This window comes from Duganella dendranthematis, from assembly GCF_012849375.1.
Classification (GTDB): Bacteria; Pseudomonadota; Gammaproteobacteria; order Burkholderiales; family Burkholderiaceae_D; genus Rugamonas; species Rugamonas dendranthematis.
Map to the genome: position 1 here is coordinate 2386210 of NZ_CP051684.1, position 25067 is coordinate 2411276.

Sequence of the window (25067 nt, forward strand, 5' to 3'; positions counted from 1 at the left end):
GTGGAATCACTATCCATCCACATGTACAATCAAGGCAAAACGGGAGCCTTATGGATCATTTATTAGCCTTACGCATGTTTGTCCGCATTGCCGAAGCCGGGACCTTCGGCCGCGCCGCCGACCAGTTGGCGCTGCCGCGCTCCACCGCCAGCAAGCTGATTCAAGATCTGGAAGAGCACCTGGGCACCAAGCTGATCCACCGAACCACGCGCTCGATCACCGTCACGCCGGAAGGCGCGCAATACTACGAACGCGCGCGGCGCCTGATCATCGACCTGGAAGAAATGGACGCCGCCGCCCGGCAAACGCGGGCCCAGCCGCGCGGCCGGCTGCGGGTGGACATCGGCTCGATCCTGGCCAACCAGATCCTGCTGCCGGCGCTGCCGCAGTTCCAGGAGGCGTATCCGGATATCGAGTTGCGGCTGGGCGTCAGCGACCGGCCCAGCGACCTGGTGAGCGAGGGCATCGATTGCGTGATTCGCGGCGGCCCGCTGGCCGACACCACACTGATCGCGCGCAAGCTATGCGAGATGGAATTCATCACCTGCTGCCACACGTCCTACCTGGCGCAGCATGGCGGGCCGGCCCATCCGCGCGAGCTGGAGACCCAGCACCGGGTGGTGGCGTATTTTTCCTCGCTGACCGGCAAGGCGCATCCGTTACGCTTTGTGCGCGGCGACGAAAGCATCGACATCAACGCCCATGCGGCGGTGGCGGTCAACGAAAGCACCGCCCACCTGAGCGCGCTGACGGCGGGGCTGGGTATCGGCCAGACCTTTGCCTGGTTTGTGCGCGACAGGGTGGCCAGCGGCGACATGGTGCGGGTGCTGGGCGAGTGGCAGCCGCCGCGCCATCCGCTGCACATCATGTACCCGCCCAACCGCCACCTGAACGCCAAGGTGCGGGTGTTTGTCGACTGGGCGGTGCAGGTGTTTGCGGCGGTGGATGCGCGCGTCAGTCCAGGAACTCGCTGAGGTGGTTCAGTAGCTGCTGCGGCTGCTCCTCCGGGATGAAGTGACCGCTGTCGGCGATCTTCACCACGCGGTGATGCGTGCTCTTGCTGGCCAGCGTGCTTTTCAGCCAGCCGTAGCCGGGACCGCCGACCGCCAGCACCGGCATCGCCAGCGGCGCGTAGTTGCTGTCGTCAAGAATGTCCTGCGGGAAGGCCTGATACCAGGCGTCGCCGGCGCGGATGGCGTCGCGGCTGGAGTAGGCGTGCCGGTAGACGGCGCGGTCCAGCGCATCGAGCTTGGACTCGTCCTGCATCAGGTAGCGGAACATCCAGGCCTGCTCCAGGCCGATGCGGCCGTCGGCCAGCAAATCTTCCGGCAGCCCCTTCACCTGATGGAAGGCGAACCACCAGACGTAGGGGTGGTTTTCATCGAGCTTGTCGCTGAAGGTGCCGGCCTCGGGCAGCAGCGGCCATTTGGCCAGCGCGGCGTCCGGGTGGGCCACGTCCACCATCACCAGCCGGCGCGTGGCCTGTGGATAATTGGCGGCAAAGCTGAAGGCCACCATCGAGCCGATATCGTGGCCGACGATGTCTGCCTGCTCATAGCCCAGCTGCTGCACCAACGCGTGGATATCGGCCGCCAGCGTTTTCTTGTCATAGCCGCCGGCCGGCTTGTCGGAACCGCCCATGCCGCGCAGGTCGACCGCGATGACGGTGTGATGCTGCGCCAGCGCCGGCATCAGCTTGTGCCATTCCCACCATGTTTCCGGCCAGCCCGGCAGCAGTACCAGCGCCGGTCCCTGGCCGCCGATCACGTAATGCAGGTTGACGCCGTTGGCCAGCGCCTTGCCGTTGCGGAAACCCGGCAGCTTGCGCACCAGCGCGGCGTCGGTGACCTGAGCGACCGGCACGGCCGGTTGCGCCGCTGCGACCGGTACGCACACTGCGGCCAGCAGCGCCGACGCGCCGGCCAGTTGTTTGAATGTGACCATGTTTTCTCCTGACTTGAACGAGAAACCAGTCTAGGCGCGCGCCGCGCCTTTGAGATCGGCATGAAGTAGCAGCACTATCCACCGGCGCGGATAATCGGCGCCCCTGCAATATGGCAGGTTTGTGCTACCGGCCAGAGGGTTACAATCGACTAGCCGCCAACTACAGGAGCCCATCGTGGCACAGCATATTTCCGTGGGAACACGCGATCGTTCGGCGATCCGCGTCCTGCTCGCAGACGATCACGCGATGATGCGCGCCGGCATCGGCGCCACGCTGGCCGCGCACGCCCCGGTCGAGATCGTAGCCGAAGCATCCGATGGCGAGGAAGCCGTCGACGAGTACGACCGCGCGCGGCCGGACGTGGCGCTGATCGACCTGCAAATGCCGCGCATGGACGGGCTGGAAGCGATCCGCCTGATCCGCGCCAAGCATCCGGATGCGCGCCTGATCGTGCTGACCACCTACTGCGGCGACGCCCGCATCGCCGCCGCGCTGAAGGCCGGCGCGCAAAGCTACCTGATGAAAAACGTGCCGGGCACCGAGCTGGCGGCCACCGTGCGCGAAGTGCACGAAGGCTGGCATGTGCTGCCGCCAGCGCTGCGCCAGTCGATTTCATCGCACTACACCGGCAGCGGGCCGTCGCCGCGCGAGCTGGATGTGCTGCGGCTGGCGTCGTCCGGCAACTCCAATCGCGAAATCGCCTCGGCGCTGACCATCAGCGAAGCCACCGTCAAAGCGCACATGAGCACGCTGCTGATGAAACTCGGCGCCGCCGACCGCGCCCACGCCGTCACGCTGGCGGCCCAGCGCGGCTATATCGACCTCTGACGTTTATGCATGTTGGTGGATGGTGATGCGCCATTCGCCCGATGACAGCGCTGCGTCAGCGGCACAGACTTCCCTCATTACCCATCAACTGAGGAAGCGCCATGACCGACAACGAACAAATCATCCGCGAACTGTACCGCCGGGCCGAAGTGCAGGACAGCGCCGGTTTCGTCGAGCTGTTTGCGCCGGACGGCTATTTCGCCGACATCTCGGCCGGCCAGAAATATGTCGGTGCCGCCATCGGCAAGACCGTCGACATCTACGCCACCGCCTTCCCCGACATGCACCGCGCGCTGGAACAACTGATCGTGATGGGCGACGTGGTGGTGGTGCAGCTGTCGCTGAACGGCACCCACAAGGGCCCGCTGGCGCTACCGGCCGGCACCATCGAACCGACCGGCCAGACCATCCACACGCCGTGCTGCGACGTGTTCCGCCTGAAGGACGGCAAGGTGCTGTCGTTCGACTGCTACACCGCCGCCACCATCCTCCTCGCTCAGCTCGGCGTCCTGGCCAATTTGTCGGCCGCCTTGCGGGCGTAGGCGCGCCGCGCCGGCAGGCGCAGCGTGACGGTGGTGCCGTGGCCGGCCTGGCTGCAAATCTCCAGCGTGCCGCCGGCATCCTGCGCCCGCTCGCGCATGCCGGTCAGGCCGAAATGGCCGGGACGATGGCCGCGCGCAAACACTTCGGCCGCCATGCCGCGCCCGCCGTCGCGCACCGTCAGCGAAAACTGCGTCCGTGCGTGGCGCAGCTCGACCGTCACCTCGTGGCTGCGCGCGTGGCGGAAGGCGTTCAACAGCGCCTCGCGGCCGATGGCGTACGCCTCGGCCGCTGCTGCCGCGCGCAGCGGCTTGGGCGTACCGGTCACCGTCAGCACGAAGCGCGCGCCGTGGCGCGGCGCCAGGATATGGCCCAGGCCGGACAGCGCCGCTTCCAGATCGCCGGTCAGCTCGTGGTTGAGACGCAGCGCCAGCACCTGTTCGCGGCCCTCGCTGAGCACGTCGTCGGCAGTCTCCAGCGCGGCGTCGATCCGCTCCTGCAGCGCATGCTCGGATGGCAGCCCGTGCTTGATCAGGTCGAACTGCATCATCAGCGCCTGCACGCTTTGCAGGAAATGGTCGTGCAAGGTACGGGCGATGCGTTCGCGCTCGCGCAAGCGTTCGCGCAGGCGATCACCGATGCGCGCCGTCACCAGCGTCATGCGCCACCAGTACAGGCCGCCAGCCAGCGCCAGCACTAGCAAGGCACACAGCAGCTTGAACCACACGGTTTGCACGAAGGCCGGCGCAATATGGAATTCCAGCGTGGCCGGGGCCGTGCTCCAGACCCCGTCCTCATTCGCGGCCAGCACTTCGAAGCGGTAGTGCCCCGGTCCCAGGTTGGTATAGAAGGCGGCTCGGCGGGCGCCGGCGTCGCGCCATGCCTGCTCCTGGCCGAGCAGCCGGTAACGGAACCGCACCCGCTCCGGGATGCTGAGAATGGCGGCGGTAAACTCCAGTTCCAGGTTGCTGGAGTAAGGCGGCAGCAGCAGATCGGCGCGGGCGTCGTACTGGCGCTGATCGGTGCGCAGCGTCGTTACCTGCGCCGTCGGCGCCTGCGGATTGCGTGCGATATTGGCGGGATCGATCCAGCCGACGCTGGCCGAGGTAGCGTACCAGATGCGGCCGTCGATGGCCTCGCTCAGCACCGCCAGCGGCCGCACCTGCGACGGCTGGCCCTTGTAGCCATCCAGATAATCGAAGCGGTCGACCCGCAGCCTGCGGCTGGCCAGGCCGGCGTCCAGGTCGGCTGCGGCGACCCGGGTCAGGCCGTCGATACCGTTCAGCCAAAGCTCGCCGCGCCGGCTGACGACCATGGCCGAGGCGCCACGCAGCGGCTGGCCGTCGGCATCGTGCAGCGGCACAAAGCGCTGGCCGGCCAGCACTGCTACGCCCTGGTCGCCGCCGACCAGCAGCTGGCCGCGATAGGTGAGGATGGCGGCCACATTGCCCACATCCAGGCCGTCGGCGGCGCCATATTGGCGCAAGGCGTCGCCGTCCAGCACCGCCAGCCGGTTCGAGGTATAGCCGAACCAGACCCGGCCCTGCGGATCGGCGTGCAGCGACACCGGCGTCAGCTTGGTCAGCGCGGGGATGCCGCCGCCGGCCTGCCATTCACCGTCGCGAAACACATACGCGCCGTTGCGCACCATCGACAGCCACATGCGCCCGCGGCGATCGACCGCCATGTACTGCACGTCGCTGCCTTTCAGGTTAGCCGGCAACGGCCATGCGCGCCATGCGCCATGCTCGCGGTGCCACAGGATCTGGCCGTTGCCGAACCACAGGCTGCCGTCCGGCGCCAGCATGCTGGCGGCGATGTTGCTGAGCGGCGTGGCGATCCGGCCGCCATCCGGCCGCAGGCCGAAGGTCACCACCTCGTAATCGCCATCGGTCTTGTGGTTGCTGATCCAGACGGTGCCGTCCGGATCCGGCTGGACCGACATGGAGCGGAACATGCGCGCCGGCAGCTGCACGGCGGTCAGGCGCGATTCGCGGATACGGTCGACGCCATTCTCGGTGGTCAGCCACAGATTGCCTTCACGGTCATCCAGCGTGTTGAAGACCTGCTTGCCGCTCAGGTTGTTCAAGCCGGCAAAGGTCTGCTGCGGCCGCATGTCCGGCCCCAGTAAGGTCAGGCCGGCGTCATTGTTGACCCACAGCGCGCCGCGCGCGTCGATGAAGGGATCGCGCGGCGGTACATCCGGCGGAAACGTCAACGGCACGCTGGCGCCGGTGAGCGCGGAATAGCGCGAGAACTGGCGCGCCTGGTTGACCAGTAGCACGTCGCCGTTGGGCAGCAAGGTGTGGATTTCGATGCCTTTGCCACCCGCCACCTTGTGGAACTGGTGGCTGCCAGGCGTGTTGCGGTACACGCCATTCGGGTGATCGGCCAGGATGCTGCCGTCGGGCAGCGCAGTGAAGTAGTGGACGTTGCCGGGCGCCAGACCGTCGCCGGCTTCGACGTAGCGCCAGTGATCGCCATCGAGCCAGTACAAGCCATCGGCGGTGGAGCACCACATCGTGCCATCACCGCTGCGCACCACCTGGTAGATGGTGCGCACCGGCAGGCCTTGCTCGACGCCGTAATGGTGCACCTGGCCCTGGTCGAACACGCTGACGCCGCCAAAGCTGTAGCCAACCCACAGCGCCGAACCGACCGCCAGGATGGCGTTGGTGTTCGACGAGCGCAGCTTGTTGCCATCGATGGCGGTCAGGCGCTCGAAGCGGGCGCCGTCGAAGCGGTAGACGCCGTCATTGGCGGCGAACCACAGCATGCCGCGCGGGTCCTGCGTGATGCCGAACACCGCCGTCGGCGCGCCTTCCTGCTTAGTCCACGCCTTGTGCACCATCGAGCTGTGCCAATACGGACGCGGAGCAGGCTCGGCCGCGCTAGCGCTGAAGATCAGCGCGGCCGGCAGAATCAGTCGCAACACATGGAAGGCGGCTCGTAAAGGCATGCGTATATCTAAAAGGAGACCTTGTATTTTAGCGTTTCACGGCTGACTATTGTTATGCAATTTATACGGATTTACATGAAATTGCGCTTGCGCAGCGTATCAAGCCGACTATATACTTCGTATACGTTTCGTATATGAGGTAATTATGGGTATTGTGAACATCGACGACGAGCTGCACGACCAGCTGCGCAAAGCCAGCGCGGTGGCCTGCCGCTCGATCAACGCGCAGGCGGCGTTCTGGATCAAGATCGGCATGCTGTGCGAAATGAATCCGACGCAGTCGTTCAACGACATCGTCAGCCGCGAACTGCGCGCCGCCGGGGTCGATGCGCAAGTATTGAGGACGGTCTCATCATGACCAAGCGGCCGCAGGAAATCGCGCTGATGGCGGAATCGGGACGGCTGCTGGCCGGCGTGTTCAGCCATCTCGACCAGTTGAACCTGATCGGCATGTCGACCATGGCGGTGAACGACCTGGTCGACCGCTACATCGTCGACGACTTGCAGGCGCGACCGGCCAGCAAGGGCCAGTACGGCTACGCCTATGCGCTGAACGCCTCGCGCAACAGCGTGGTATGCCACGGCGTGCCCTCGGCCAGCGAGATCTTGCAGGACGGCGATATCGTCAACTTCGACATCACGCTGGAGAAAAACGGCTACATCGCCGATTCCAGCAAAACCTATCTGGTCGGCGTCGTCTCATCGGCCGCCCGCAAGCTGGTGCAGGTGACCTATGAAGCGCTGTGGATGGGCATACACACCGTGCGGCCGGGTGCGCACTTGGGCGACATCGGCCACGCCATCGCCCGCCATGCCAGCCGCAACGGCTACAGCGTGGTGCGCGAATACTGCGGCCATGGCATCGGCCGCGAAATGCACGAAGCACCGCAGGTGCTGCACTGGGGCAAACCGAAGACGGGCCTGGTGCTGCGCGAAGGCATGGTGTTCACCATCGAGCCGATGCTCAACCAGGGCGGCCGCGCCGTGCACACCAAGGACGACGGCTGGACCGTGGTCACCGACGACGGCAAACTATCGGCGCAGTTTGAGCACACGGTCGCAGTCACCCGCACCGGCGTGCAGGTGCTGACGCTACGGCCCGATGAGCGGGCGCTGCACTGAGCTGTTCGGCGAATTTGCTGCATCTTCAGTGCCAACTCAAATGGAAACCACAGGGGCCTGGTAAAGAAAGTCTCCGCGTTCCGCCACGCTCAACATAAAGCCCGCCAGATCGGCTCTCGACAGTCTGCCGGTAATGCCCGGCTTCAAGCTGGTGCTGGCGCGGTAGGCGCCTGTGGCTGCGCCGTTGGTCAGCGCGGGAGGGCGGACCAGGGTCCAGTCGGTGGTGCTGGCGCGTACCAGTTTTTCCATGGCATCCTTGTCGCGCATTTTTTCGCGGATGATCTTGCGCACCAGGCGGATGAACCACGAGTGATCTCGCGTTTCTGATGCGCCGTAGGCGCTGAGCGCTATCAGACGTTGTGTGCCGGTGTGCTGCATGGCTTGCAACATACTGCGGATGCCGTCCGTGCAAACCGTCAGCGCACCGCCCTTGCGGACACCCAGGACGCTGATCACGGCATCGGCGCCTTGCACCACGGCGGCTACCGCATCAGGCTGATCCAGTTGACCGACAATCCGCTGCACACGAACGTCATCCAACGGCAAGCTGCCGGCGCTGCGCAGCAGTACAGTGACGTCGTGTCCGGCAGCCAATGCCTGTTCGACCAGCAGTCGTCCGGTCGCGCCGGAGGCGCCAAAAATAGCAAGTTTCATCGCGCATCCTCTCCGGCGAGAATGGTAACGGCTGAGGCCATCAATGCCGGCGCGCCGGCGAGAAAACCGCTGCTGTCCAAATGCCACGGTGTGCCGTCCAGATCGGTTACGCTGCCGCCGGCTTCCGCCACCAGCAGGGCGCCGGCCACCAGGCCGGAACGCACCTGGCTGTATTGCCAGAACAAGTCCTGACGGCCAGCCGCCACCTGCACCAGCTGCAAGGTGGCGGGAACTGAGACGCGCACCACCAGCGCCGCTTCCAGCATGGCGGTCACCGAGCTGCCCGTGCGCTGATAGACCGCGCTGCCTTCATCCGGCACCGCCTGGCCGGTGCCTACCATGGCGGCGTTCAGTTCGGTCTTGCCGGAGACGTGCAGACGGATGCCATTCAGCCAGGCGCCGCCGCCGCGCAGGGCGGTATAGGTATCGCCGCTCAAGGGCAGATGCACTGCGGTCAGCACCGGCAGGTTGTCGCGCACCAGCGTCGCCGTAACGCCCCAGTCAGGCAGGCCGTGGATATGGTTGATGGCACCCTCGACCGGGTCGGTAACCCACCATGCGCCGGGCGGCAAGGCGCCTGCACCGGCCTCATCGTCGTCCCAGCGCGCGTCAGCGCAGGCGGCCGATAACGCGGGCCGCAAGATATCGCGGGAGATGGTGTCGTTGGCGGCGATCAGGTTGCCGATGTCGTTTCTGTCGCGCGGACGGGCGTCTGCGCTGAAGCGCGCCAGCACGGCCTGGCCGGCCGACTGCACTGCCTGGACTACCTGCTGAAGCAGGTCAAAGTCCGGATGATTCATGGGGTTCATTGGGGTCTCGATTTCGCTTGACGGGGAGTAAAAATGATATGAGCATTAGCTCACATGAACAACTCGCATTCCAAACCGGCCCGCTTGCAACCCCGCAAAGCCCCGTCCCAGCCCCGTTCCGCGCAAACCGTTGAAGCCATCTTGACGGCGGCTGCTCACATTCTGGAGCGGCACGGACTTGAGGGATACACAACCAACGCCATCGCCGCCAAGGCGGGCGTCAGCATCGGCTCGCTGTATCAATACTTTCCAACCAAGGATGCGGTGACGGTCGCGCTGATCGAGCGCGAGATGGCGCGGGTGGTCGATGAGGCGATGCAGGCGCTCAAGCTGGCTGACCGCCAGGCGGCCTTGCAGCAGCTGATCGAGGTCGCGGTGCGCCATCAATTACGCCGGCCAGCGCTGGCGGCCTTGCTCGATTTTGAGCAGCATCGTTTGTCTGCAATAATGCCGCCGTCCGGCAACCGGATGACGATGCGCGCGGCGCTGGTTGAGTTTCTCGGCCGCGATGCAGCCGCGCCGGAGCTGGTGGCGGAAGACCTGATGGAGCTGATCAGCGCGCTCACCGATGCCGCCGGACGCCGTGGCAACGTTGAGCCGGCGCAGCTGGTGGAACGAATTGGTGGCGCCGTGCGCGGCTACCTCAGCGTGTTGTAACGACTTAAGGAACTGGTATGTCCCGTGGTTTCAAACAGGTAGACGTTTTCTCCGCCGTTCCGTTTCAAGGCAATCCGCTGGCCGTCATCCTCGATGCCGACGGACTCAGTAGTGATCAGATGCAGGCGATTGCGCGCTGGACCAATTTGTCCGAAACCACCTTTGTGCTGCCGCCCACCGATCCCGCCGCCGATTACCGGGCGCGCATCTTCACCACGCAGGAAGAATTTCCGTTTGCCGGCCATCCCACCTTGGGCACGGCCTATGCGCTGTTGCAGGCCGGGCGGCAGCCGAAGACGCCAGGCGTGCTGATTCAGGAGTGCGGTGTCGGACTGGTGCCGGTGCGTATTGCCGATGACGGCGCGTTGGGATTCCGCGCGCCACCAGCGCGGTTTGAGGAGATGAACGCTGCCCAGTTGCCGCTGCTGCACCGCGCCTTGGGCGTCGCGCCAAGGCATGCGCCGGTGGCGGCCGACATGGGCATCTGCTGGCTGATCGTTCGTCTGGAAACGGTGGCCGAGTGTCTATCGGTCGCACCAGATGCCTCGGCGCTGGATGAATTGATGCAGCTAACCCGCTGCAACGGCGTCGCCCTCTACGCCCCGCACGCCACCGGTGGCCCGGCCGATTACGAGGTGCGCGCCTTCCTGCTGGAAAACGGCCTGTTGCTGGAAGACCCGGTAACCGGCAGCGCCAACGCCTGCATCGCTCGCTTGCAGCCCGGCGAGGGCTACCGCGTGCGCCAGGGTACTGCACTCGGCCGCGATGGCCGGGTCACGGTGGTCTATGAAAACGACGAGCCATGGATCTACGGCCAGTCCGTCACCATCATCGATGGTCAAATCAATTGCTGAAAATATTTCTGAGATTTTACTAGACGACTAGTCTAATTGTGTTTATAGTGAAGTCCATGAACACGACAACCACTTCCGAAACCAACGATGTACGAGCGACCATTCTCGCCACGGGCCAACGCCTGATGGCTGGGAAAGGCTTCTCGGCGGTCGGGTTGAATGAAATCCTGACCGGCGCCGGTGTGCCCAAGGGATCGTTCTACCATTACTTTGGTTCGAAGGACGCGTTCGGCGAAGCGCTACTCGACACCTATTTCGATGACTATCTGGCAGAGCTGGATGTGACGCTGGCGCAGCCCGGCATGAACATGGCCCAGCGCCTGATCAGCTACTTTGAAGTCTGGCGTCAGACGCAGTCGTTTTTCGATTGCCAAGGCAAATGCCTGGCCGTGAAAATGGCGGCCGAAGTGGCGGACTTGTCGGAAGCGATGCGCCTGTCGATCAAGCGCGGCACCAGCGGCATTGTGCGCCGGCTGGCAGCCGCGATCGAAGCAGGGGTGGCTGAAGGCTCGCTGAGCATCGCCGCCGATGCCGACAGCACCGCACACAGCCTGTATCAGTTGTGGCTGGGCACCAGCGTCATGGTCAAGATTGAACGCGACGTTGCGCCATTCACGACCGCAATGAACACCACGCACCAAATCCTTCATCTGCCCCAGCACTAAGGGAACGATGACACGCATTTCACACGAAATGCTTTTTTTTGCCCCAGTTATAGACGACTGGTCTAATAGTAGCAGCTTATTTACCTTTACTTACCTCTGGAGAAATATCATGAAAAAAGTTTTGATGGTTCTGACCTCGCACGACCAATTGGGCGACACCGGCCGTAAAACCGGCTTCTGGCTGGAAGAGCTGGCCGCGCCGTACTACACCTTCAAGGATGCCGGCGTCGAAGTGGTGCTGGCTTCGCCACTGGGCGGCCAGCCGCCGCTGGACCCGAAAAGCAATGAGCCGTCGTTCCAGACCGATCTGACGCGCCGCTTCGAGCAAGACGCCGCCGCGACCGCGCAACTGGCCGCCACCGTGCGTCTGGACTCGGTCAATCAGGCCGATTTCGACACCGTGTTTTACCCAGGCGGCCACGGCCCGCTGTGGGATCTGGCGGAAGACAAGAACTCCATCCAGCTAATCGAATCCTTCCTGGCCGCCAACAAGCCGGTGGCGCTGGTCTGCCATGCGCCAGGTGTGCTGCGTCACGTCAAAACGCCGGCCGGCCGTCCGCTGGTCGAAGGCAAGAAAGTGACCGGTTTCACCAATACCGAAGAGGAAGCTGTCGGCCTGACCAATGTGGTGCCGTTCCTGGTGGAGGACGTCCTGAAGGCCAACGGCGGCGTGTATTCGCAAGGTCCGGACTGGGGCTCGTATGTCGTCAGCGACGGCCTGCTGATCACCGGCCAGAACCCGGCCTCGTCGTCCGCTGCCGCAGCCCTGCTGCTCAAGCAAATCGCCTGACCCGCTGTGCCGGCGCGGTGATCGACCGCGCCGGCAAGCCCGCCTACTACCGAGGTAAATGATGAACCACCAAGCACTGCTGACGCCGACCACCATGGGGCGGCATATCCTCAAAAATCGCATCGTCCTGCCGCCGCTCACGCGCCAACGCGCCGCCCAGCCCGGCGATGTACCGACCGATCTGATGGCGCTGTACTACCGGCAACGGGCCAGCGCCGGCTTGATGGTCAGCGAAGGCGCGCAGATCGAACCACGCGGCCAAGGTTACGCCTGGACGCCGGGCATCTACAGCCAGGAACAAATCGCCGGCTGGCGCAAGGTCACCGACGCCGTGCACGCGGAGGGCGGCATCATCTTCGCGCAACTGTGGCATGTGGGCCGCGTGTCGCACACGGCCTTGCAGCCGGATGGCCAGGCGCCGATTGCGCCGTCCGCCATCCAAGCGCAAAAAGTGAAGGCGTTTATCGCAACCTCGGACGGCGCGGGCACTTTGGTGGAACCATCAATGCCGCGCGAACTGAGCCGCGACGATATCCAGCAACTGGTCGCGCTGTATGCACAGGCAGCGCAGAACGCGCTCGACGCCGGCTTTGATGGTGTCGAAATCCATGCCGCCAATGGCTACCTGGTCAACCAGTTTATTTCGGCGCACGCCAATCAGCGCACCGATGAATATGGCGGGTCATTGCACAACCGGCTGCGTTTCCTGCGCGAAATCGTGCAGGCCGTGGCCGCCGTGGTGGGCCCGGAACGGCTGGGCGTGCGCTTTACGCCGCTGTTCACCGGCACCGATCAGGACCGCGTCTACATCGGCCTGGTCGAAGACGATCCGCACACCACCTACATCGAAGCCATCAAGATTCTGGAGCAGGCCGGCGTTGGTTATCTGTCGATTGCGGAAGCGGACTGGGACAACGCCCCCGATCTGCCGGAAGCCTTCCGCCGCGACGTGCGCAGCACTTTTAGCGGACACATTCTGTACGCCGGCCGCTATACCGCCGAACGCGGCGCGCGCCTGATCGAAGCCCAACTGGCCGATCTGATCGCCTTCGGCCGCCCGTTCATCGCCAACCCCGACCTGCCGGCGCGCATCGCCAACGGCTGGCCGCTCAACCCACTCGCCGCGGCGTCGCTGTATGGCGGCGGCGCGCAAGGATTTACCGATTACCCCGTGTTTGCAGCAACCAACAACGAAGAGGTCTCACCATGAACAAAAACATTTTTGACGGTCCTTACTACCAAAGCATCGCCGGCAAGCTGGCGACGTCCGCAGCATCGTTTGACGTGTTCAACCCGGCCACCGGCGCAGTGCTGGCACAGGCGCCGGCCGCCAGCGCGGAACAGCTGGAGGAGGCGATCGCCGCCGCCAAGACCGCCTTCAAGAGCTGGTCGCAACTGAGCTACGAAGAGCGCCAGTCCTATCTGAATGCCTATGCGGATGCGCTGCAAGTACATCGCGACGAGCTGGCGCGGCTGTTGACGCTGGAGCAAGGCAAACCGCTGAAGACCATGTCCGAACCCGAGGTCGACCAGTCGATTTCGTGGATACGCCAGATTGCCGCGCGCCGCCTGCCGGTGGAAATCGTCGAGGAAACCGATGCCCACGTGGTCGAGCTGCATCACACGCCGCTGGGTGTAATCGGCGCCATCACGCCGTGGAATTTCCCGGTGCTGCTGGCTTTGTGGAAAGTCGCGCCGGCGCTGATTACCGGTAACACCATGGTGATCAAACCGTCGCCGTTCACGCCGCTGTCGACGCTGCGCTTCGGCCAGATCGCGCAATCCGTGCTGCCGCCGGGCGTGTTGTCCGTGGTTGCGGGCGGGAACGAACTCGGCCCGCAGCTGACGGCGCATGCGGACATCGCCAAGATCAGCTTTACCGGCTCGACCGAAACCGGCAAGCACGTGATCCGTTCCGCCGCCGGCACCATGAAGCGCCTGACGCTGGAACTGGGCGGCAACGACGCTGCCATTGTGTTGCCGGACGCCGACTGGCAGGCCGCCATTCCGCAATTGTTCTGGGGCGCCATCGGCAACTCGGGCCAGTGGTGCGTGGGCATCAAGCGCCTGTACATCCACCGCTCGTTCCACCAGGAATTCGTCGCAGCGTTTGTCGACTACGCCAAATTGCAAAAAATGGGCGATGGCCTCGACCCTGCCGTGACGGTCGGCCCGGTGCAAAACAAGATGCAGTTCGATAAAGTCCGCACCTTCCTCGACGACATCAAAGCCAACGGCCAGAAGGTGGTGCTGGGCGGCGAAATCGATGACAGCCGTCCCGGCTACTTCATTCCCGTCACCGTGGTCGACAATCCGCCTGAGGACGCCAAGATCGTGCAGGAAGAACAGTTCGCACCGATCGTGCCGATCATCGTCTACGACGACGTCGAGGATGTCATCGCGCGCGCCAACAACAGTCCGTACGGCCTGGGCGGTTCGGTATGGGGACGCGATACCAAGGCCGCCGTGGCCGTGGCAAACCGTCTGGAGACCGGCATGGTGTGGGTCAACGAAATCCATACGCAAGGTGTGGACATCCCGTTCGGCGGCCACAAGCAGTCGGGCCTGGGCACCGAACACGGCAACGAGGGCCGCCAGCTGTTCACCAATCCTAAAACCCTCCTGATCCACAAATAATCATGACGACAAGCGCCTTTCCCATGACGATCCAGACTGGCGAGCGCCGTGTGCTCTCCATGTTTGCCGCCCTCGTCTGTATCGTTTTGGTGGCGCTGGGATTGCGGCCCGGCATCGTGTCCATCGGCCCGCTACTGCCGAGAATCATCGCGCAATTCGGCTTGTCGCATACGCAGGCTTCCCTGCTGACGGCGATTCCGACCTTGCTGATGGGTTTGCTGGCTTTGCCGGCGCCGTGGCTGGCGCGCCGCGTTGGCCGGGATCGCATGATCCTGATCGCACTGGCGCTATTGGCTGCGGCCAGCCTGCTGCGGGCATTTGCCGGCTCGGCGACGCTGTTGTTCGTGGCCACTGCCGGCATCGGCGCCGGCATTGCGGTGGCCGGCACGCTGATTGCCGGCTTTATCAAGGAGAGCTATCCGGCGCGCGTGGCGATGGTGATGAGCATCTACGCCACCGCGCTGGCGCTCGGCAGCAGTATGTCGGCACTCGTCACCGGCGCGATCGCCGCGCGTTTCGATGGCTGGCGCGTTGGCGCCGGCGTCTGGATGGTATCGGGATTGGTGGCGCTGGCCGCCTGGCTGCTGGTCGCCAGCGGCACGCCCAAAGCGCGGCAGACCGCGACCGCCAAGCGTTACGCCATGCCCATCGGCAATCGCACCGCCTGGCTGATCGCCCTTTTTTTCGCCTGTAATAACTTCATTTTTTACGCTTACATCTCGTGGCTGGCGCCGATGTATGTGGAATATGGCCGTAATGCCGCCAGCGCCAGCCTGATACTGGCAATCTTTACGCTGGCGTTCATGGTGGCCAATCCCGTGTTCGGCTTCCTCAGCCGCAACGAGGACCGGCGCGTGCCGCTGGCCATCAGCGCCGGCATCGCGCTGGCCGGCAATCTGCTGATGCTGGTCTCGCCCACCGCTTGCCCGTGGCTGACGGTGGTGCTGATTGCCTTCGGCACCGGCGGCTCGTTCACGCTGGCGATGACTTTGCCGCTGGATAATGCCGCCAATGCCGACGAAGCCAACGCCTGGAATGCCTTTGTGCTGCTGGTCAGCTACGTCATCGCCGCAGCTGGCCCCTTGCTGGTAGGCCAGCTGCGTGACGCCAGCGGCAGCTTCCAACCGTCGCTGTGGCTGATCGCCGCGGTCGGCGCCGCCATGCTGGCCATCACGCCGTTCTTGCAGCCTTACCGGCCCAGTTCCATCACCTTGACCCAGGCGGCGACGAAATCGGCGACGAACTTCTGATCGCCATCGGCGCTGGCATAGACTTCGGCCAACGCCCGCAGATGGGCATTGGAGCCGAACACCAGATCGACGCGCGTAGCCTGCCATTTGACGGCGCCAGTCTTGCGGTCGCGGCCTTCGAAGCTGTCTGCTGCCGCTGAGGTGGCGTTCCACACAGTACCCATGTCGAGCAGATTGACGAAGAAGTCGTTGCTCAGTACGCCGGGCTTGGCGGTGAACACGCCGCTGGCGGATGCTGGCGCGTTGGCGCCCAGCACACGCAGGCCGCCCACCAGCACCGTCATTTCCGGCGCGGTCAGCGTCAACAGTTGTGCACGCTCCACCAGCAGGGCTTCGGCCGGCACGACGTAGCGGGTTTTCTGGAAGTTGCGGAAGCCATCGGCGTACGGCTCTAGGAACTCAAACGACGCCACGTCGGTTTGCTCCTGCGTGGCGTCCGTGCGGCCGGGCGTGAACGGCACCGTCAGCGTGTGGCCGGCCGCCGTTTCAATGCCCACTGCACCGCCCAGCACGATCAGGTCCGCCAGCGAGACTTGCTTGCCGCCCTGGTTGAAGGCGCTTTGCACTTCCTCCAGCGTGGCCAGCACCTTGCTCAACTGCTGCGGCTGATTGGCGGCCCAGTCCTTCTGCGGCGCCAGGCGAATGCGCGCGCCGTTGGCGCCGCCGCGCAGGTCGGAACCGCGATAGGTGGAGGCGGACGCCCAGGCGGTGCTGACCAGTTCCGCCACGCTGAGGCCGGTGGCCTGGATGCTGGCCTTCAGCGCCGCGATGTCCGCTGCGTCGATCACGGGATGGGCTAGCGGCGGCACCGGGTCTTGCCAGATGAAATCTTCGGCCGGCACATCCGGCCCCAGGTAGCGCGTTTTCGGTCCCATGTCGCGGTGGGTCAGCTTGAACCAGGCGCGCGCGAAGGCTTTGGTGAACTTGTCCGGATTGGCCAGGAAGTCACGCGAGATGCCTTCGTAGACGGGATCGACACGCAAGGCCAGATCGGTGGTTAGCATGCTTGGCCGCTGTTTTCCCGTACCTTGCGCGTGCGGGATGAGGTCGCCCGCATCCTTGGCGAACCACTGGTGCGCGCCGGCCGGGCTTTGGCCGAGTTCCCATTCGTAGCCGAACAGATGCTCGAAGAAATCGTGGCTGAATTGAACCGGCGTCTTGGTCCAGGTCACTTCCAGCCCGCTGCTGATGGTGTCGTTGCCGTGGCCGCTGCCGAACTTGCTGTGCCAGCCCAGGCCCGATGCATCGATGCCGGCCGCTTCCGGTTCCGGGCCGACGTTGTCGGTTGGCCCGGCGCCATGGGTTTTGCCGAAGCTGTGTCCGCCGGCGATCAGCGCCACGGTTTCCTCGTCGTCCATACCCATGCGGCCGAAGACGTCGCGGATATCGTAAGCGGCCTTCAACGGATCGGGATTGCCGTCCGGACCTTCTGGATTCACGTAGATCAGGCCCATCTGCACTGCGGCCAGCGGGTTTTCCAGGATGCGGCTGTGGATATCGCCGTCGGCCTTGTCATCGGACACCAGCACGGCGCCTTCCTTCTCCACGCCGGGGCTGCCATGGGCATAGCGCAGGTCGCCGCCGAGCCAGGTCTTTTCACGGCCCCAGTAGACGTCCTGATCCGGTTCCCAGGTATCGACGCGGCCGCCGCCAAAACCCAGCGTCTTGAAGCCCATGCTGTCCAGTGCGACCGTGCCGGTCAAAATGATCAGATCGGCCCACGAGATTTTGCGGCCGTATTTCTGCTTGATCGGCCAGATCAGGCGGCGTGCCTTGTCCAGGTTGACGTTGTCGGGCCAGCTGTTGAGCGGAGCGAAGCGTTGCTGGCCACGGCGCGCGCCGCCGCGACCGTCGCCACTGCGGTAGGTGCCGGCGCTGTGCCACGCCATGCGGATGAACAGGCCGCCGTAGTGGCCGAAATCGGCCGGCCACCAGTCCTGCGAGTCGGTCATCAGTGCTGTCAGGTCGCGTTTGACGGCGGCCAGGTCGAGGCTGTTGAATTCCTTGGCGTAGTCGAATGCCGCGCCCATCGGATCGGATTTGTCGGAGTGTTGATGCAACAGGTCCAGGCGCAGTTGATCGGGCCACCAGTCACGGTTGGTGGTGCCGGCGCCGTTGGCCTGGGTGAACGGGCATTTGGCCGCACTCTCGTTGTTGCTCATCGCTTGCTCCTGGAAGTGGTAAGGGGAAACCCCCATGCTAACCAGTTCCGCAGCCTCGTCATACCCACTTAGGATGAGTACCCGACATACCCAATTAGGGGGCTAGCGCGCAAATCGCTGGAACAACAGCCGCACCGGTTCCAGCAGCGCCATGCCGAGGAATATGCCGGCCAGGCGCTCGGCGCCCAGCGCCGCGTCGGGGCCGCCGTCCGGCACCAGCACTACCAGGAAGGCCAGCGCGAACTGGGTGCCGGCGTAGGTGATCGGCAACTTGCCGTTTTCAATATGCCGGCCGACCATGACGCCGATGCAGGCGGCCAGCGTCATGATCAGCGGCGACGCGTGACTCAGTAGCAGCACGGCCGTGGCCACCAAGCCGCCGATGCCGGCGCCGGCCAGCCGATGGCGCAGCCGGGTCGCGGCCGGCTGTTCCAGCGCGGCCAGGTCCGCCATCGGCACCATCATCACGGCCATGATGGTGATGCTGCTCTGGCTGAGCGCTTGCAGGTGGAACACGCGCCATACCCAGGGAATCAGCGCCAGCGCGATGCCGCCTTGCAGCGCGTGAAGAAAAGCAGCTTGACGGCATTGCGGCGCGGCGGTCTCCGGCGCGGGTGGCGTGCTTGTGCGCGGCAGCGCCAGCATGGCCAGCGCGCTGACCAGCACCGCCGCGCCGGTGCCGACGCAGACTTCCAGCAAGCGCGCTTGCGCAAACTGGCCCAGCGACTGGTCCGGGTGCTGCATGCCGTCCACAAGCACCATGGCAAACGACAGCCCGGCGATCAGCCAGCCATAACCGCGCCGGTCCAGCAGCGCCAGATACAGCGTGACGGCGCCGCCCAGCGCCAGCGCGAGACTGAGCAGGGCGGTGGCGCGCATCAGGTGCGGCGCCAGCAGCCAGGCCAGCGCCACGCCGGCCGCCGTGCCCAGCACGCGCAAGCCGCCGCGCCACAGGCTGTCTGCAAACGAGGTCCGGATCACCATGTAGGCGCTGAACGCGGCCCAGCCGACATTGCCGACGTCCAGCAGATGGGACCAGAAAATCGCCAGCAAGACCGACGCCAGGCAGATGATTTCGTCGGCCAGGCGCAGGCTCACCGCAGGCCATGGCGCGAAATCTCGCCACAGCTCGGCAAGCAGCGCGCGCGGGCCAGTGTCGGGTTGATGGCGGTGTGGCCTCATGCTGGTCTCGGTGTCAGTCGGCTGCGGCCATGCTGGCCGCCATGGCCGGCCAATCCGAATAACCGGTGGCGTCGCCGCCATACCAGTATTGCTTGGGCGCTTCCGCCAGCGGCGCGCCGTTACCCAGGCGCTGGATCAGGTCCGGGTTGGCGATGAACGGCCGGCCGATGCTGAACAGGTCGGCATCGCCCGCCGCCAGCGTGTGCTCGGCCAGCGCCAGCGTGTACTGGTTGTTGGCGATGTAGGCGCCGCTGAAGCGCTGGCGCAGTTCCGCAAAGCTGATGTCGTCGTCGGCTTCGCGACTCAGCTGCGTGACGCCTTCGATGTCGTGGATGTACAGCAGCCCCAGTCCGGACAACGCATCGACATAGGCACCAAACGTGGCCATGGTGTCGCTGTCGAGCGGCGTGTTGCCGGGCGTGGTGGTCACCGGCGAGATGCGGATACCGACCCGCTCCGCACCCCAGACCTCCACCACGGCGCGGACCACCGCCAGCGGCAAGCGCAGGCGGTTTTCCAGCGAACCGCCATATTCATCAGTGCGGTGGTTCGTACTGTCGCGAACGAATTGCTCCAGCAGATAATTGTTGGCCGAATGGATCTCGACGCCGTCGAAGCCGGCCGCCTTGGCGTTGATGGCGGCATGGCGATAATCGTCCACGATGCCGGCGATCTCGGCGGTTTCCAGCGCACGCGGCGTGACGAAATCCTTCATGCCGTCATGCACGCGAATCTGGCCTTCCGGCCGGATCGCCGACGGCGCCACCGGCAGCGCGCCGGCCAGCATGTCCGGGTGCGACATGCGGCCGGTGTGCCACAGTTGCAGGAAGATCTTGCCGTCGCGGCGATGCACCGCTGCAGTCACGCGCTGCCATGCGGCCACTTGGGCCTCGGTCCAGATGCCCGGCGTGCGCGGATAGCCGCGTGCCTGCGCCGAGATGTTGGTGGCTTCGGTGATGATCAAGCCGGCGTCGGCGCGCTGCGCGTAGTAATCGGCCGCGTAGTCGGGCGGCACGCCGGCGTCGTCGGCGCGGCTGCGCGTCATCGGCGCCATGACGATGCGGTTTTTCAGGCGCAGGCCGCCAAGGGTGACGGGCTGCAGAATAGGGCTGATGGTTTGCATGATGTCCGCTCCTGTTCAGTCGACGATCTTGGCCCACACGGCCTGGGCGTTGGTGAATTCACGCAAGCCGAAGTGCGACAGCTCGCGTCCGTAACCGCTTTTCTTGACGCCGCCGACCGGAATGCGGGCGTTGGTGGCGGGATAGCCGTTGATGAACACGCCACCGGTTTCCAGGCGGCGGGCGATACGCTGCGCGCGTGCCACATCGCTGGTCCACAGGCTGCCGCCGAGGCCGTAGTCGCTGGTGTTGGCCAATTCGATCGCGTGTTCGGCGTTGGCGGCGACGGTGATGGCGGCGACCGGGCCGAAGGTCTCTTCATCAAACGCGGCCATGCCGGGCTGCACATCGGTGAGCACGGTCGGCTGGTAGAAATTGCCCGGGCCGTCAACGATGCTGCCGCCCAGCGCCAGCTTGGCGCCAGCCGCGATGGTGCGTTCGACCTGCTGGTGCAACTCGGCGCGCAGATCGTTGCGCGCCATCGGCCCGATGGTGCTGGCTGGATCGAGCGGATCGCCGGCTTTGATCAGCTTGGCGGCGGCGATGAATTTGCGGGTGAATTCTTCCGCAATCGGCTGTTCGAGGATGAAGCGCTTGGCCGCCAGGCACACCTGGCCGGCGTTCTGGAAACGCGCTTCGATACCGGCTTTGACGGCCAGGTCGATATTGGCGTCGGCCAGCACGATGAAGGCGTCGGCGCCGCCCAGTTCCAGCAGACTGCGCTTGAGCGCCTTGCCAGCGGTGGCGGCGACGGCGGAACCGGCACGCATGCTGCCGGTCAACGTGACGCCGGCGATGCGCGGATCTTCAATCACGCGCGCCACGGTGTCGTTGTCGGCCACCAGATTCGCGAACAGGCCTGGCGGGAAGCCGGCATCGTCGTACGCCTGTTGCAACGCATAAGCCGAGCCCATGACGTTCGGCGCATGCTTGAGCAGGAAGCCGTTACCGGACAACATGATCGGGCCGGAGGCGCGCACTACTTGCCACAACGGGAAATTCCACGGCATCACCGCCAGTACGGTACCGATCGGCAGATACGACACATGCACCTGATCGTCGCCCTCAACGACAACTGGTTCGTCAGCCAGGATGGCCGGGCCGTTATCGGCGATCCAGTCGATGGTGGCGGCGCATTTCTCCACTTCGCCGCGCGCAGCGCCGATGGTCTTGCCCATTTCGGCAGTGATGATGGCGGCCAGCACGTCTTTGCGCTCGCGCAGTGTGGTCGCCAGGCGGCGGTAAGCGGCGACGCGCTCGCGCATCGGCGTGGCGCGCCACAGGCGGAAAGCGGCGGCGTTGGCGGTCAGCAGACGCTCGACTTCGCTGGCGGTCTGGTAGGCGTAGGTGGCGATCAGTTCGCCGGTGGCCGGGTTGCGCGAAGTGGCGACGGCTGGGATTTGTTGGTTGGACATCGTGACTACTCCTGACGGTTAGGGCAGCACAATTGCTGCGATGACAGTCAGTGTAGGCAGGTCCGACGGGGGCAAGAAGGCGTGTTGTTATCCTATGACTGCGGGTCACTGGCAGCGTGGCGGGGGATGTAGGTCACCAGCGACAGGTCCGGCCGGCCTTCCGGCGTCAGCGCCACATAGGTGAAATCGATGTGGCCGCTGATAGGGTGCTTGAGACGCTTGCTGCCCTCGTCGAAGCCCTTGACCTCGGTATCCGGCCACCAGGCGCGGAATTCCGGACTCAACTCCGACAGCTCTTCGATCAGGCGGTCGAACGGCGCCTTGTCCTGCGCCTGCGCGCGCGAGGCGCGGAAGGTGTGGATCATGCCGCGCGCCATCTGCTCCCAGTCGAGAATCAGGGTGCGGTAGGGGATGTACAGGAACAGCAGCCGCAGCGTGTTGCGCTCATGCGGCTGCAAGGAGCCATAATCGACAAACAACTCGGCGATCGCATCGTTCCACGCCAGGATGTCGAGCTGGGCGTTGCGGACATAGGCCGGAATCGGATTGATGGCGCGCACCAGCATTTCCAGACCGGGGCTGATGCCAGCGGCGGGAGCGGCGGCCGGCATTTCCAGGCCACACAGCGCATACAAATGAGCCGACTCCACCCGGTCCAGCTTGAGTACCTTGCTGATGCGCCGCAGCGCGTCCGCCGAAGGCTGGATATCGCGGCCCTGTTCCAGCCAGGTGTACCAGCTGACGCTGACGCCAGCCAGCACCGCCACCTCCTCGCGCCGCAAGCCCGGCGTGCGGCGCGGCCCGTCGGGAAGACCAAACTCCGCCGGCTGCAAGCGCGCGCGGCGGCTGGACAGGAAACTGCCAAATTCGTGACGTTGTTCGGATGTAGGCCTGCTGGACATATCGCGCTTTTCCTGTGAGTTCAAATTTCCCGCCATATTGTCGGATATTTTGAGCCTGCGTGGGAGATGCCGACGCCGCATCAACGCAAAAAAAAAGCCCGCGTCATCGCGGGCTTAAATAAGCGTGTCTATATTATTCAGAAACTTCTATCGATCTCATTAAAATAAATGGCCGGCGATTAAACCATCTTCCCTAGACCAAGGCTATCTGCCAGGTGTCTACGGCCGGTTAGAATCGGGCCATGACAAACTTTTAGCTAATCACTTGAATATTGCCGGCTTTTTCGCCTTTTGGACCGGTGCTGCGCTCAAATGAGACGCGCTGGTTTTCGGCCAGGCTTTTGAAACCGTTGGACTGAATGTCCTGGAAGTGCGCGAACAAATCGTCGCCGCCTGCATCAGGGGTAATGAAGCCGAAGCCCTTGGCATCGTTGAACCATTTGACCGTACCTGTTTGTTGAGTGCTCATAATTTTTCCTTTAGTTGTAAATATAGGCAAGAACGCCGTAAAGGCACTTGAAACCAAGAATTAAAACCGTAGGAGAGAAAGCAGAACGACTAGAGGACAGCCATGCGGATTTGAGACCAACAAAATTACGACTTGATGCAAGTACAGGAATCAATATACATGGGTTTAACGGAATCACCTAAGTTTATATTTATTTCTTTTTAAGACCCGCCACGCGCGGTACGAGATGATAGATTGCGGCATTGATTACAATTCGGAGTTCTCATGACCTCGTATGCAGACTACAAAGCCCAGATTGCAGCACTTCAAAAGGAAGCGGACGCAGCACGTCAGAATGAAATTGCAAACGCCAAAGCTCAAATCAAAAGCATCATGGATGAGTATGGTTTGACCATCGCTGACTTATCTAAGGGAGCAAAGAGTGGTGTTGCCGCAGCACGTGTTCCAGGTGCGCCCCAGTTCAGGGGACCCAGTGAGCGGCGCCGAATGGTCTGGCCGCGGCCGGGCACCTCTCTGGTTGGCAGGTAAAGATAAAGAGGCATTTAGGATTAAGTAAAGCTGGCGTTTTCTTAGTCTTTGCCGACGGCTGACGGCAAAGATAGAGCTGGCTGTTAGCAGCGGCCGCACGATCCCAACATGGGGCGAGTGCAGAATGACTTCGTTGCTTCAGCGATTATTGTTGGCGTACTTAGATTCACAGAAATGCTGAGTACAACCAGATAGCGATTTCGCCCCGAAAAGCCGCAGCGTTTTGTTCTAGTCCCTGCGCAGTTTATATTCAGGGATGTCGATGTGGGAACGGCCCAAGACTTTCGCGACTCCTCCTAACGAGGACAATGGCTTCGCGTCATTCCCGAACAGTACAGTGAACACGCCGTCCTTTGGCTGAACAGCCAGGTGCGCCGTGGTTGCGGGCTCGGCCTTTCCTTCAAATAATCATGCAGGTCATTTTGATCGGCACGATCTGCCGCTGCCGTTCCCAAATTGTCGTTATATTGAACCGAAGCGCTAAACGTACTCATACCGATATCCTTTATATGATTAACATTGCTCGGAAGGTGAACATACCACGAAGATGAAGCGCTGGGCTTAGTCATGAGCTGGGCGAGCCGCATCTATAACACCGTTCGATGCGCATAAGCTGGATATCGTACGCCTTGCGGCACGCCGCATCATTACCGATTACGCGATTTCAAACGGCTTTGGCTTCGGTGGCGTCAATGCCAGCATGATTTTTAAAAAATAGCGCTGATCGGAACGAGTCAGCACCACATCCGAACCAATTCGTCTTCACGTGCCCATATTCTGAATGCTCCAAACACTATCAGGAGTTCGAAAATGAAATCACTCAGAATCCTCACACTAGCAACCGCGCTGCTCGCCGCTAGCTTGGTGAGTGCGGCAAATATAGATCCTTATGCCGGCCCGGAAAAGCCAGCGTTGCCAGCATCGACTTTTAAATGGGATGCCAGCCACACCGCGATGGTGGTGATCGATCCGCAAATCGACTTCATGAGTGCAAAAGGCGCTTCCTGGGCGATCTTCGGCGAAAGCGTGAGCGAGCAAAAACTGGTGCCACACTTGCTGCAGCTGTTTGCCGCCACCAAGCGCGCCGGCATCACCGTGGCTATCTCGCCGCACTACTACTACCCACACGATCATAAGTGGAAATTCCAGGGTCCCGCTGAAATCGTGCAGCACAAACTGGGTATGTTCGACCGTCATGGTGCGTTGTCGTTGGATGGCTTCCGTGGTTCCGGAGCAGACTTTATGCCCGAGTTCAAACAATATATCGAGGATGGCGAAACCTTGATTGCGTCCCCACATAAGCTGTACGGACCACAAAGCAATGACCTGATGCTGCAGCTGCGCAAACAAGGCATCGATAAAATCATCTTGACTGGCATGGCCTCCAACCTGTGCGTGGAATCGCATCTGCGCGAATTCATTGAACGCGGCTTTGAGGTGGTGGTGGTGCGTGACGCGGTGGCCGGTCCCAAACTGCCGGATGGCGACGGCTACAGCAGCGCGCTGGTCAACTTCCGTTACATCGCCAACGCGGTGATGACCACGGACGAAGTGCTGAAGCGTATTGAAAACAAGTAG

General features: G+C 63.4%; 24 protein-coding genes. 14 read left to right on the top strand and 10 right to left on the bottom strand.

What is annotated here, in order from left to right:
* The first annotated feature begins 50 nt into the window (after positions 1-50).
* Positions 51-974, top strand: a complete 924-nt coding sequence (locus HH213_RS10960) for a LysR family transcriptional regulator (protein ID WP_169112269.1) — start codon at positions 51-53, stop codon at positions 972-974.
* On the opposite strand, the gene HH213_RS10965 is transcribed toward HH213_RS10960, so the two are convergent.
* A complete protein-coding gene (locus tag HH213_RS10965; RefSeq protein WP_169112270.1) occupies positions 955-1944 on the bottom strand; it encodes an alpha/beta fold hydrolase in 990 nt (329 codons plus the stop codon). The two genes, HH213_RS10960 and HH213_RS10965, sit on opposite strands and share 20 nt — an antisense overlap.
* A 193-nt stretch (positions 1945-2137) precedes the next feature.
* On the opposite strand from HH213_RS10965, the gene HH213_RS10970 reads away from it, so the two are divergent.
* Together HH213_RS10970 and HH213_RS10975 are read left to right on the top strand one after the other, a co-directional pair.
* Entirely contained in the window at positions 2138-2773 is a 636-nt protein-coding gene (locus HH213_RS10970; RefSeq protein ID WP_110846661.1) for a response regulator, read from the top strand.
* A gap of 101 nt (positions 2774-2874) precedes the next feature.
* Entirely contained in the window at positions 2875-3315 is a 441-nt protein-coding gene (locus HH213_RS10975) for a nuclear transport factor 2 family protein (protein WP_169112271.1), read from the top strand.
* On the opposite strand, the gene HH213_RS10980 is transcribed toward HH213_RS10975, so the two are convergent.
* Positions 3270-6272: a sensor histidine kinase gene (locus HH213_RS10980; protein ID WP_169112272.1), complete on the bottom strand. Its 3003-nt coding sequence runs from the start codon at positions 6270-6272 to the stop codon at positions 3270-3272. The genes HH213_RS10975 and HH213_RS10980 overlap by 46 nt on opposite strands.
* Positions 6273-6417: 145 nt before the next feature.
* Between HH213_RS10980 and HH213_RS10985 the strand changes: the two genes are divergently transcribed.
* Together HH213_RS10985 and map are read left to right on the top strand one after the other, a co-directional pair.
* A complete protein-coding gene (locus tag HH213_RS10985; RefSeq protein ID WP_169112273.1) occupies positions 6418-6630 on the top strand; it encodes a ParD-like family protein in 213 nt (70 codons plus the stop codon).
* The gene (map, locus tag HH213_RS10990; protein ID WP_169112274.1) at positions 6627-7394 is read left to right on the top strand and encodes a type I methionyl aminopeptidase; all 768 of its coding nucleotides are present in this window, start codon (positions 6627-6629) and stop codon (positions 7392-7394) included. Before HH213_RS10985 ends, map begins: the two co-directional genes overlap by 4 nt.
* Positions 7395-7430: 36 nt before the next feature.
* Here map and HH213_RS10995 read toward each other — a convergent pair whose 3' ends face one another.
* Together HH213_RS10995 and HH213_RS11000 are read right to left on the bottom strand one after the other, a co-directional pair.
* Positions 7431-8048, bottom strand: a complete 618-nt coding sequence (locus HH213_RS10995) for an NAD(P)-dependent oxidoreductase (RefSeq protein ID WP_169112275.1) — start codon at positions 8046-8048, stop codon at positions 7431-7433.
* Positions 8045-8857, bottom strand: coding sequence for an inositol monophosphatase family protein (locus HH213_RS11000; protein ID WP_217363507.1), 813 nt, complete (start codon positions 8855-8857; stop codon positions 8045-8047). The genes HH213_RS10995 and HH213_RS11000 overlap by 4 nt, the downstream gene beginning before the upstream one ends.
* Positions 8858-8911: 54 nt before the next feature.
* On the opposite strand from HH213_RS11000, the gene HH213_RS11005 reads away from it, so the two are divergent.
* The 7 genes from HH213_RS11005 to HH213_RS11035 all read left to right on the top strand — a co-directional run bounded on the left by HH213_RS11005 (position 8912) and on the right by HH213_RS11035 (position 15710).
* Positions 8912-9514, top strand: a complete 603-nt coding sequence (locus HH213_RS11005) for a TetR/AcrR family transcriptional regulator (protein ID WP_169112276.1) — start codon at positions 8912-8914, stop codon at positions 9512-9514.
* A 17-nt stretch (positions 9515-9531) separates the two neighbouring features.
* Positions 9532-10368, top strand: coding sequence for a PhzF family phenazine biosynthesis protein (locus HH213_RS11010; protein WP_169112277.1), 837 nt, complete (start codon positions 9532-9534; stop codon positions 10366-10368).
* A 56-nt stretch (positions 10369-10424) separates the two neighbouring features.
* On the top strand, positions 10425-11033 hold the full coding sequence (locus HH213_RS11015; protein ID WP_110846014.1) for a TetR/AcrR family transcriptional regulator: 609 nt from the start codon (positions 10425-10427) through the stop codon (positions 11031-11033).
* A 109-nt stretch (positions 11034-11142) separates the two neighbouring features.
* Positions 11143-11823 carry a type 1 glutamine amidotransferase domain-containing protein gene (locus tag HH213_RS11020; RefSeq protein WP_169112278.1) on the top strand — a complete coding sequence of 227 codons (681 nt, stop codon included), beginning with the start codon at positions 11143-11145 and terminating at the stop codon, positions 11821-11823.
* Positions 11824-11884: 61 nt separating this feature from the next.
* Positions 11885-13033 carry an alkene reductase gene (locus HH213_RS11025; RefSeq protein WP_110846662.1) on the top strand — a complete coding sequence of 383 codons (1149 nt, stop codon included), beginning with the start codon at positions 11885-11887 and terminating at the stop codon, positions 13031-13033.
* A complete protein-coding gene (locus HH213_RS11030) occupies positions 13030-14460 on the top strand; it encodes an aldehyde dehydrogenase family protein (RefSeq protein ID WP_169112279.1) in 1431 nt (476 codons plus the stop codon). The genes HH213_RS11025 and HH213_RS11030 overlap by 4 nt, the downstream gene beginning before the upstream one ends.
* A 23-nt stretch (positions 14461-14483) precedes the next feature.
* Positions 14484-15710, top strand: a complete 1227-nt coding sequence (locus HH213_RS11035; RefSeq protein ID WP_217363508.1) for an MFS transporter — start codon at positions 14484-14486, stop codon at positions 15708-15710.
* On the opposite strand, the gene katG is transcribed toward HH213_RS11035, so the two are convergent.
* From katG to HH213_RS11065, 6 genes are all read right to left on the bottom strand, one after another.
* The gene (katG, locus tag HH213_RS11040) at positions 15650-17872 is read right to left on the bottom strand and encodes a catalase/peroxidase HPI (protein ID WP_169115100.1); all 2223 of its coding nucleotides are present in this window, start codon (positions 17870-17872) and stop codon (positions 15650-15652) included. The genes HH213_RS11035 and katG overlap by 61 nt on opposite strands.
* Positions 17873-17974: 102 nt before the next feature.
* Positions 17975-19054 carry an FUSC family protein gene (locus HH213_RS11045; protein WP_169112280.1) on the bottom strand — a complete coding sequence of 360 codons (1080 nt, stop codon included), beginning with the start codon at positions 19052-19054 and terminating at the stop codon, positions 17975-17977.
* Positions 19055-19067: 13 nt separating this feature from the next.
* The gene (locus tag HH213_RS11050) at positions 19068-20177 is read right to left on the bottom strand and encodes an alkene reductase (RefSeq protein WP_169112281.1); all 1110 of its coding nucleotides are present in this window, start codon (positions 20175-20177) and stop codon (positions 19068-19070) included.
* Positions 20178-20192: 15 nt separating this feature from the next.
* Positions 20193-21590: an NAD-dependent succinate-semialdehyde dehydrogenase gene (locus HH213_RS11055; RefSeq protein ID WP_110846021.1), complete on the bottom strand. Its 1398-nt coding sequence runs from the start codon at positions 21588-21590 to the stop codon at positions 20193-20195.
* Between the two features lie 92 nt (positions 21591-21682).
* Positions 21683-22492, bottom strand: coding sequence for a helix-turn-helix transcriptional regulator (locus HH213_RS11060; protein ID WP_169112282.1), 810 nt, complete (start codon positions 22490-22492; stop codon positions 21683-21685).
* Positions 22493-22745: 253 nt separating this feature from the next.
* Positions 22746-22961, bottom strand: coding sequence for a cold-shock protein (locus HH213_RS11065; protein WP_110846023.1), 216 nt, complete (start codon positions 22959-22961; stop codon positions 22746-22748).
* A gap of 472 nt (positions 22962-23433) precedes the next feature.
* Between HH213_RS11065 and HH213_RS30665 the strand changes: the two genes are divergently transcribed.
* Positions 23434-23517 carry an H-NS family nucleoid-associated regulatory protein gene (locus HH213_RS30665; RefSeq protein ID WP_371875712.1) on the top strand — a complete coding sequence of 28 codons (84 nt, stop codon included), beginning with the start codon at positions 23434-23436 and terminating at the stop codon, positions 23515-23517.
* A 782-nt stretch (positions 23518-24299) separates the two neighbouring features.
* Positions 24300-25067, top strand: a complete 768-nt coding sequence (locus HH213_RS11075; RefSeq protein WP_169112283.1) for a cysteine hydrolase family protein — start codon at positions 24300-24302, stop codon at positions 25065-25067.